The 6,610-nt window shown below is 71.0% G+C and carries 6 protein-coding genes; 1 reads left to right on the top strand and 5 read right to left on the bottom strand.

All coding sequences use genetic code 11. The features are described from left to right. Window positions 1–111: 111 nt before the first annotated feature. Window positions 112–675, bottom strand: a complete 564-nt coding sequence (locus tag ACTIGN_RS15190) for a peroxiredoxin (protein ID WP_439625264.1) — start codon at window positions 673–675, stop codon at window positions 112–114. Window positions 676–941: 266 nt separating this feature from the next. Here ACTIGN_RS15190 and ACTIGN_RS15195 point away from each other — a divergent pair, with 266 nt between their 5' ends. Then, the gene (locus tag ACTIGN_RS15195; RefSeq protein WP_439625266.1) at window positions 942–1,742 is read left to right on the top strand and encodes an ABC transporter ATP-binding protein; all 801 of its coding nucleotides are present in this window, start codon (window positions 942–944) and stop codon (window positions 1,740–1,742) included. A gap of 2 nt (window positions 1,743–1,744) precedes the next feature. Here the strand turns inward: ACTIGN_RS15195 and ACTIGN_RS15200 are convergent, their stop codons facing one another. From ACTIGN_RS15200 to ACTIGN_RS15215, 4 genes are all read right to left on the bottom strand, one after another. Beyond that, window positions 1,745–2,746, bottom strand: a complete 1,002-nt coding sequence (locus ACTIGN_RS15200) for a beta-ketoacyl-ACP synthase III (RefSeq protein ID WP_439625268.1) — start codon at window positions 2,744–2,746, stop codon at window positions 1,745–1,747. 318 nt (window positions 2,747–3,064) lie between these two features. Next, entirely contained in the window at window positions 3,065–3,940 is an 876-nt protein-coding gene (locus ACTIGN_RS15205; protein WP_439625274.1) for an HAD-IIA family hydrolase, read from the bottom strand. A gap of 310 nt (window positions 3,941–4,250) precedes the next feature. Next, entirely contained in the window at window positions 4,251–4,799 is a 549-nt protein-coding gene (locus ACTIGN_RS15210) for a hypothetical protein (RefSeq protein ID WP_439625270.1), read from the bottom strand. Between the two features lie 194 nt (window positions 4,800–4,993). Next, the gene (locus ACTIGN_RS15215; protein WP_439625272.1) at window positions 4,994–6,316 is read right to left on the bottom strand and encodes a formylmethanofuran dehydrogenase subunit B; all 1,323 of its coding nucleotides are present in this window, start codon (window positions 6,314–6,316) and stop codon (window positions 4,994–4,996) included. Window positions 6,317–6,610 lie beyond the last annotated feature (294 nt).

The following is a 6,610-nucleotide window of genomic DNA, read 5'->3' on the forward strand; positions in this document are numbered from 1 at the left end:
TGAGCGCCAGCGAGGGGGTGGACGTCCACCCCCTCGCTGGCGCTCAGGGTTCGCCGGGCCGCTGGTTCAACTCGCGGGCGCTCCCGCTGGTCGCGGTCGAGCGGTTGCCGGTCACTTCTGGCGCTTCAGAAACTCGACGACTTCCTTGGGGTGGGTCGCCGGGTTCACCGTGTCGTAGATCTTGGCGATCTTCCCCTCCTTGTCGACAACGAACGTCACCCGCTGCGTCACCTTGTCGTTCTTCGGCGACACGATCCCCAGCTCCTTGGTCAGCTTCATCTCCTTGTCGGCCAGGAGCGGGTACGTGAGCTTCTCCTTCTCGATGAACTTCTGCTGGAGCGGCACGTCGTCGGCGCTCGCGCCGAGGATCACCACGTCCTTCGGGAAGTCGGCCGACGCGAGCGCGTCGCGGAACCCGCACGACTCGACCGTGCAGCCCTTGGTGAGCGCCTTCGGGTAGAAGAAGATCACCACCGTCTTGCCCTTGAGGTCGGCGATCGAGACGGTCTTGGCGTCCTTCAGGCCCAGCTTCTCGATCTGGGCAGCCTCGAGGGCGACCACGGGGAACTTGTCCCCGACCTTGACCTTCAGGGTCGAGTCGTCGGCGGGCGCGGACGAGGCGGCGATGGCCACGGCGGTCGCGACGGCGACGGCCCGGGCGGCGAAGCGCAGCATGCGAGTCTCCGGGAACGGGGTGCGGGAACGGGTCGGGCGGGGCAGCGGTCCGGCGGGGTGCCGGGGCGTGGGCATTGTCGACCCGCGGGTGACCAACGGCAAGGGCGTGAGGGGACAGAGTAGGCCACGCGCTCCGCGAGTGACACCGGCGGCGGGTTGGGGCCCTCCGGTGCGGGTCGGTGCGCCGGGGGGCGACTCGCGGAGCGAGTCGCCCACCCTGGAGCCCCGCTACACTGAACCGCACCAGCGGCGTGCGAAAGGTTCAGATGACCGACGCGAACGTGATCGAACTGCGGGACGTGGGCGTGCGGTTCGGCGCGCAACAGGTGCTGTCCGGGGTCACCCTCGCCGTCCGGCCGCACCAGACGGTGTGCGTGATCGGCGAGAGCGGGTGCGGGAAGACGGTGCTGCTCAAGCTCCTCGTCGCGCTCCTGAAGCCGACCGTCGGCGAGGTGTTCTTCGAGGGCACGGCGCTCCACGCGCTCTCCGAGCAGGACCTGACGAAGCTGCGGCTCCGCATGGGGTTCCTGTTCCAGCAGGCGGCGCTGTTCGACAGCCTCACGGTGTTCGACAACGTCGCGTTCGGGCTGCGGGCCAAGGCCGAACTCCCCGAGGACGAGATCGCCGCTCGGGTCCGCGACCGCATCACCGAGGTCGGGCTGCCGCCGACCGTCGAGCGGAAGATGCCGGCGGAGCTGTCGGGCGGGATGCGGAAGCGCGTCGGCCTCGCGCGGGCGCTCGCGCTCGACCCGGACGTGATGCTCTACGACGAGCCGACGACCGGGCTCGACCCGATCATGACGGACGTGATCAACGAGTTGATCCTCCAAACCCGCGTGCGGCGGCCGGTGACGAGCGTGATCGTGACGCACGAGATGCGGACCGTTCACAAGTGCGCCGACCGGGTGGTGATGCTGTACCCGCTCTCGCGGCTCGAACCGGGCGCGTCGCAGGTGCTCTACGACGGCCCGCCCGACGGGCTCGCGACGGCCGGGGACGTGCGGGTGCGGCAGTTCGTCGAGGGCGACGCCCGCGAGCGGTTCCGCGAGGCGGGCGACGAGGGGTGACGTCACAGCGTGACGACGGCGCTGCTCCACGTCAGGCCGCCGCCGAACGCGACCAGCAGCACCGTGTCGCCGCGCTTGCACCGGCCGGTGCGGAGCGCCTCGTCGAGCGCGATCGGCACGCTCGCGGCCGACGTGTTCCCGTACCGGTCCAGGTTCACCACGACGCGGTCGGCCGGGAACCCGGTGTCGGCCAGGGCCGCGTCGATGATCCGCTGGTTCACCTGGTGCGGGACCAGCAGGTCGATGCCCGGCACCCCCAGCTCGCGGCAGTCGGCCTCGGCGAGCCGGATCAGCTCGACCATCCGCGTGACCGCGAACCGGTACACCTCGCGGCCGTTGAGGCGGATGAAGTCCCGCCGCAGCGGGGTCGCCGTGCCCGGGAGCACCGCGGGGGTCACCTTGCTCGGGGCCTGGATCACCTCCTGGCCCGAGCCGTCGGCGTAGAGGCGCACGGTCCGCACGCCGGTGTTCGGGTCGGGCGTCGCGGACAGCACGGCCGCGCCGGCCCCGTCGCCGAACAGGATGCACGAGTTCCGGTCGGTCAGGTCCACCGCCCGGCTCAGCACCTCGGCCCCGACGACCAGCGCGTGCCGCGCGGCCCCGGTGCGGACGAACTGGGTGGCGGTCGCGAGCGCGTAGACGAACCCCGAGCACGCCGCGGACACGTCGAACGCCGCGACCGGCCGGCACCCGAGGGCCGCCTGGATCAGGCAGGCGTTCGCCGGGCACATCATGTCCGGGGTGACGGTCGCGCACACGATCAGGTCGAGGTCGGTCGGCGCGAGCCCGGCGGCGGCGAGGGCGGTGCGGGCGGCGGCCGCGCCGAGCGACGCGGACGTCTCCCCGGGCGCGGCGAACCGGCGGCTGCGGATGCCCGTGCGGGTGCGGATCCACTCGTCGGACGTGTCGAGCCCGAACGCGGCCGCGAGGTCGTCGTTGGAGACGGCGCGGGCCGGCAGGCAGCTACCGGTGCCGGTCAGCGCGACGCCGAGGAGCTGAGCCATCAGTGCGACCCGGGGAAGCGACAGCCACTCAAAGACTCCTATCAGGTTTATCGAATCCCCCGCGGCACGCCACCGGGAACCCGGCCCGGGTGTACCTGTGGATTTGGGCCGCTGGCCCGGCGAACCCTGAGCGCCAGCGAGGGGGTGAAGCGCACTCCCTCGCTGGCGCTCAGGGTTCGCCCAATTCGGCAGCCGCACCCCCCGGCCCCGCCCCGGCGGTGACCGGACGGGTCCGGTCCGAGCCCGAGCGCCGAGCGAGGGTTCACGCTCACCCCTCGCTCGGCGCTCGGACTCGGACCGGCGCGGCGGAACCGGCCGTCACATGTTGCCCGAGCCGGTGCCGCCCATTGCGTTCGTCGGCACCGCCGCCTCGTCGTAGGAGCCCGGCCGAAGAATGAGCGACGGCGTGGCCTTGGCGTTCCCCGCGAGCCACGGCGGGCACCACCCGCAGGCGTCCATCATGTCGGCCAGTTCCGCGATCGACGGGACGACCGTGTCGGGCCGGTAGGCGTACCGCGGGAGGTCCTCGGCCTTGGTCCCGCCGCTGAGCACCAGCACCGTGTGGAACCCGAGCTGCGCGCCGCCGAGGATGTCGGTCTCCATCGTGTCGCCGATCATCGCGGTCTCGTCGGTGGTGAGCCCGAGCTCCTTGCGGGCCGCCCGCATCATCACCGGGCTCGGCTTGCCGACGCTGAACGCCTTTACCCCGGTCGCCGTCTCGAGCATCGCGACCATCGCCCCGCACCCGGGCCGGAGCCCGTTCTGGGTCGGGCAGTTCGGGTCCATGTTGGTCGCGATCAGCTTCGCGCCCCCGAGGATCATCCGCACCGCGGCCTCGACGAGTTCGAGGTTGAACGTGCGGCCCTCGCCGACGACGACGTAGTCCGGGGCGTGGTCGACCACCGCGTACCCGTGCTGGTGCAGGGCGGTGAGCAGCCCGCCCTCGCCGATCACGTAGGCCGTGCCCCCGGGCTTCTGCTGGGCCAAGAACCGGGCCGTGGCCATCGCGCTGGTGAACACGTGCTCGTCGCCCACGTCGAGCCCGAGGCGGTTGAGCCGGGCGACGACGTCGCGGCGGGTCCGCTGGCTGTTGTTGGTCAGGAACCGGAACGGGACGTCGCGGCGGCACAGCTCGCGGATGAACCGGTCCGCCCCGGGGATCAGGTCCGTCCCGCGGTACAGCACGCCGTCCATGTCGATCAGGAAGCCGAACTTCGGTGATGCAGTCACTGGGCCGATCCTCACTGGCAATACGGTGTCGACGGGCTCGCGCCCGTTCGCGTTCGAGAGGTTGTCGTCGGGGAGGTTGAGAGGCACCGGGTATTGCAGCCGGCGTGCCGTGCGGGCCGCCCCGTCGCGCAACTTTCGGTAACCGGTGACGGAAACGCGACTTCCGGATTCCGTGAAGGATCGGTGTGCGGCCCGGGGGTGCTTGCGGATTGGGCAGAAACGGAAAAAACCGCTCGCGGCATAAAGCGGCGAGCGGTTCGTGAGTTCGGTCAATCTACTTCACGATCTTGGCGACGTCGGCCGCGACGGCCTCCAGCGCCTTGTCGTCCAGCTTCCCCTTGGCGAACGTGTGGTTCCCCACGACCCGCAGGTCCTTGTACACGATGACCGTCACGTCGGCGTCCTTGGCGATGTTGTACTTCTCCGGGCCCTCGGGCGCGTCGATCGCGAGGATGACGTGCTTCAGCTTGACCTTCTCGGCCACGTCCTTGAGCCGGGGCTCCAGGCCGCTCTCGGCCGAGCAGAACACGACGAACGTGTTCAGTTCCTGCTTGCTGTACTTGGTGGCGGCCTCTTCGAGCATCGCGATGAGCTTCTGGAGGGCCGCGTCGCCGGGGTCCCGGGCGAACACCGCGACGGTCGGGCTGTCCCCGGCCTTGCAGTACAGGCACGCCTTCTTGCCCGCGTCCTCGCCGTTGACGTTCAGCGGGTGGAACGGGCCGGGCACCTTGTCGCCGACCTTCAGGCCGGGCTTCGCGTCGCCGGCCACGAGCAGCCCGCCCAGCGCGACCACGACCGCGGCCGTTAGCAGATTCCGAACCATCGCGAGACCTCCCGAGAGAGTGAAGGGACCGTACCCACCGTAGACGCACCGGCCGGCCAGCGTATTCGCCTCACATTGAACCCGAACGATGCGGTACGTGTTCTGTAGCCGGCCTCTGTGAGGCCGGGCCTGGGGAGTTCCGAAGCACCGGCCTCACAGAGGCCGGCTACAGATACCCAGCACCGCCATTCACCTCACACCACCCGCGCCAACAACTCGTTGAGCACCTCGGCGTCGCTCGGGTAGTCCGTGGGCAGCAGCACCCGCAGCGGGACCGGCACCTCGTCCATGCGGTACGCGGTGCCGACCCGGTGGACGCCGTACACGGCCGTCGTGAACCGCACCGCCGCGGGCACCACCGGGGGGACACCCGGCGAGTCGAGGGTGATGACGGGGACGCGCCGCAGGTGCGCCACCGCCGCCGCCGGGAAGTCGGCCGCGGTCTCGCTGCCGACGAGCAGGCACAGGTCGGGCTCGCCGCGGGCCAGCATCTCGGGGCCGGTGAACTCGCCGGGGTTGTACCGCGGGTACCCGCGGCTCAGGTTCACCCCGAACGGGTACCCGGTCTGCCACGCGAGCACCGAGTCGGCCCCGGCCACGTCGCCGTACCGCCGCATCCGCCGCACGTAGAACCGCGTGTGGTCGTTCAGGTCGGTGACCAGTTGGAGCAGCGCCTCGATGGTGCGGTGCGCGAGCCGGTCGCGGGTCAGGCCGGTCCCGAAGAACACCACCCCGCACCGACAGGTGGTCATGCGGCGGGCCAGCTCTTTCAGTGCTGGGGCGAGCGGGGGACGTAAGTCCCCCGGTGGGTAGAACGTACCGGGGGACTTACGTCCCCCGCTCGCCTCGTCTGTCCGTACCTCTCGGCCTCCGCCGTCCTCACCGGCCCCCCGGCGCACGAGCATCCGCAATTCCCACAGCGCCTCCCAGTGCTTGCCGGGGGCGATGCGGATGAACAGGTCGGCTTGCTTCGCGGTTTCGGTTTCTTCCTCGTCCACGACGACGAGGAACCGGTCTTCGCGGCCGTTCGGCACCCATCGGCCGCGGGGCTCCAGCGCGTACCGCTCCATGTGCCGCGGGTGCGTGGTGACCGGGTCGCTGCCCCAGTAGATGACGAGGTCGGCGCGGTTCTTGATCTCGCCGAGCGTGCAGGTCGATTCGCCGACCTGCTGGAGCGCCATGATCGACGGCGCGTGGCCGGTGCTGGCGGTGGTGTCGATGGTCGCGCCGAGCCGGTCGGCCAGCGCCGTTGCGGCCCGCTGGCCCTCGGTGGTGCTGCGCGACAGGCCGAAGATGAGCGGGTACTTCGCGGCCCGCAGCAGCTCCGCGGCGCGGTCGTAGGCGACCGCGGGTTCGACGGGCCTGCCGGCGACCTCGGCCGCGGGCGGGTGGTCGGCGTTCTGCGACCGGAACCAAGGCTCCGCGAGCACACAGGCGCCCTCGGCGCTGACGACGCGGCCGCCCTCGGTGGTGACGCGGAGGTCGTCGCACACGCACCCGCACACGGTGCAGGCCACATTGGAGGTCGTCGCGGGAATGGCGGTTCTCTCGGGCGTTGTGCGTCGGGCCAGGGGGGTGTGGGAGCGTGGTTGGTGTACTCAACGAGTGGCCGCCCCTCACCCGCGACTCGAGGACTCGTCGCGACCTCTCCCCGTAGGAACGGGGCGAGGTGGGGGCGGTTGGTCCGGTGGCACAGGCCTCTGGCCTGTGTAGGCGAACACAGGCCGGAGGCCTGTGCCACCAGAACCCGGGGCAACACCTCGCCCCGTTCCTACGGGGAGAGGTCGCCGCGCTTCGCGGCGGGTGAGGGG

Origin of the sequence: Gemmata sp., assembly GCF_051859125.1 — a bacterium.
Classification (GTDB): domain Bacteria; phylum Planctomycetota; class Planctomycetia; order Gemmatales; family Gemmataceae; genus Gemmata.